Origin of the sequence: Protofrankia sp. CiP1_Cm_nod1 (assembly GCF_920888515.1) — a bacterium.
GTDB lineage: Bacteria > Actinomycetota > Actinomycetes > Frankiales > Frankiaceae > Protofrankia.
In genome coordinates this window covers 1-2,517 of the sequence record NZ_CAKKTM010000255.1, presented here as the reverse complement: position 1 = coordinate 2,517, position 2,517 = coordinate 1, and the positions used below count along the sequence as shown (strand labels likewise).

Annotated in this window: 1 protein-coding gene and 2 pseudogenes; all 3 read right to left on the bottom strand. The window is 71.6% G+C overall.

Annotation, left to right across the window (positions count from 1 at the left end; translation table 11 throughout):
• Positions 1-624: pseudogene (locus tag NBX02_RS11640) on the bottom strand (apolipoprotein N-acyltransferase); the annotation flags it as partial.
• A gap of 283 nt (positions 625-907) precedes the next feature.
• Positions 908-1,357 carry a DMT family transporter gene (locus NBX02_RS11635; RefSeq protein WP_250287579.1) on the bottom strand — a complete coding sequence of 150 codons (450 nt, stop codon included), beginning with the start codon at positions 1,355-1,357 and terminating at the stop codon, positions 908-910.
• A gap of 905 nt (positions 1,358-2,262) precedes the next feature.
• Positions 2,263-2,517 (bottom strand): annotated as a pseudogene (locus NBX02_RS11630) (amidohydrolase); the annotation flags it as partial.

Genomic DNA, 2,517 nt, shown 5'->3' with positions numbered 1-2,517 from the left:
GATGACGGCCGCGGCCAGCAGCGCGCCGGTGCCGGCGGCCGCGGCGGTCACCAGCGGTGTGCCGCCGAGTGCCGCGAGCGGTGCCAGCGGCGCGTCCGCCTGGCTGAAGGCCAGCTTCCCCCACGGGAAGCCGCCGAAGGGCGCCCGCGCGCGTACCGCCTCCTGTACGGCCCACACCGCGGCCACCCACAGCGGCCATCCACGCATCCGCGTCACCGCGGTGCTCGCGGGGGCGACCAGCGCGAGCAGGGCCGCCTCGCCGGCCGAGAGCGCCACCCAGCCGTCGATGCCGACGAACATCACGAAACGCAGCATCGCCAGCATGAAGCCGAGACCGAACAGCATGCCGAGGGCGAACGACCAGCGCAGGCGCACACCGCGCACGGCCAGGGTGAGGGCCGCGACCGCGACCGGCGCCAGCGGCCAGATCCCGGTGGGCGGGAACGCCAGGTACAGCAGCACGCCGGCGGTGGCCGCCACCAGCGGCCGGGTCAGCCGGCGGGCCAGGCGCCGAACCAGCCGCTGGGGCGGCCGTTGGGATGACGGGGCATCCGCGTCCGCCCCGGACGTGTCGTCCGCGCAGGTCACGGCACCGCGGCTCGTGCCGCGGCCCGCGCTCGGCATGTCCTGGGCTGCCACACTTCCAGTGTCGGCCACCGGCTGGGCCGCCATCGACCGGGTCGGCGAAACATCCGCCTCCCGGGCCCGGGAGGCCGCCGCGGCTCAGGCCCGGACCGGAGACGACGCCAGGACCCTGTGGTGACACATCCTGTCATGATCATGGGGGCAAGTGTGGAACGAGTACGGAAACGGCTGCTAAGGCGACCGTTCGTCCTCTCGTTCCCCCGGATGGGGACCCATGATGCGCACGGTTCCCGGCGGGTGTCGGTGTTGCCTGGTTGGCATCTCAGCCCCGGGCGGGCCGTTCGGGGCCGTGCGCGGCAGGCGGTGCAGCGGCCTTGTCCCGGTGGTCGGCGAGCGGGAGCAGCGCCACGCCAATGATGATCAGGGCCAGGGAGCCCGTCTTGAGCCAGTTGGCGCGCTCCGTGCCCAGAGCGATGCCGATGACGGCGACCGCGGTGGTCCCCAGCGCCCCGAAGGCGGCGTACGACACGCTCGGGCCCAGCCTCGTGAGCGCGACACCGAAGAGGTAGGTGGTCAGGAGGAACCCGAGGACGGCGAGGACCGAGGGGACCATGTTGCGGAAGCCGTGGGAGGCGGCGAGGGCGTAGGTGGCTGCCACGTCGCAGGCGATCGCGGCCACCAGAGCCAGCCAGCTCATCAGGGTCCTTCGGGAGGGATCGGCCGGCTGCCGGTGGCCGGCGGCCGGGCGGTGGGCGACATCGGTGGCGGTCATTCCTTCCCTCTTCCCGGGCCTCTTGCTTCCCGGGCCTGGTGGCTGCTTCCCGGCGGCTGCCCGGCTGCCTCCCGGTAGCAGGGCTCCCGGTGGCACGGCCGGCTCGTGGCCCGTGCCGCGGTCAGGGCTCGCCCCGGGTCCCGTACGGAACCGCAGCCGATAATACTACACGCAGTACTTGGACAAGTACGCTATGCGTCCCCGGCCGGCGTGCCGGTGTCGCGGGGCGGTCGCGGGACGCTGTAGGCGATTTTTGTGTACTGATTGTCTAATAGTTGATATATCTACTGTGAAGTCTGTGCGTTGTGAAAAAGTTCGAAAAAGATCGATGACAGTCCGGCGTCCGCGGCCCGAGGCATCCCGAGGGGCCCGGATAAAAACAATTAACGCGCAATTCGCGCTGTGTGGTCATCCGCGGCCATGGCGCGACCATGCACACGTCATGCCTGACTGACGCGCCGCCGCGGCGGCGAGAGCGCGCCGCGTCCGGGGAACCGAGAAGAACGGGAGACGGATCCGCGGAGAACGTGTGGTTGACAGCGACCGAGTAACGACCGGTACCGTTCATCCTGTCCACTCATCAGACGGCTGCGGGAGTGCCTTCCCTGACAACTGGACCGGCCGGCGGCCAGCGGGCGGTCACACGTCCCTGATCGCCTGCTACCAGGCCCGGTCAGCGGCGGGGTTCGGACAGGAAGTTTCTCGTCGCTGGCGAAGGGGGGCTGCAGGACAGCCCGGAGGGTCCCAGATCGTCCCCTAGACAACGATGTCGCGTCCGCATCCGGCGGTGCACGATATCGGTCCGAAGGGCGGTCCGGGACCCTTTCTCGTGTCCTCTTCCTGCCAGGGGCGCTGTCTCTTCCTGCCAGGGGCACGGCTTCCTGCCGGAAGCGCTCCGGCGGGCCCTACAGCAGGTCGTGGATGATCGTGCCGCGCACGACCGTGCGTACGCAGGCCGGCGTGGGCCCGTCGAGATCGGGCAGGCCGGCGACGGCGGCGCGCGGGTCGGTGGACCATGCCGCGACGCGGGAGTCCGGTACCTGCACCACCAGCTCCCCCGTCACCCGCCAGACCGCGAACGTCGCGGGGGCGCCGGGGGCGAGCAGCCCGCTGCCGTCGCCGTCGGCCCGGGCCGCCCGCCACCCGCCCCTGGTCGCGGC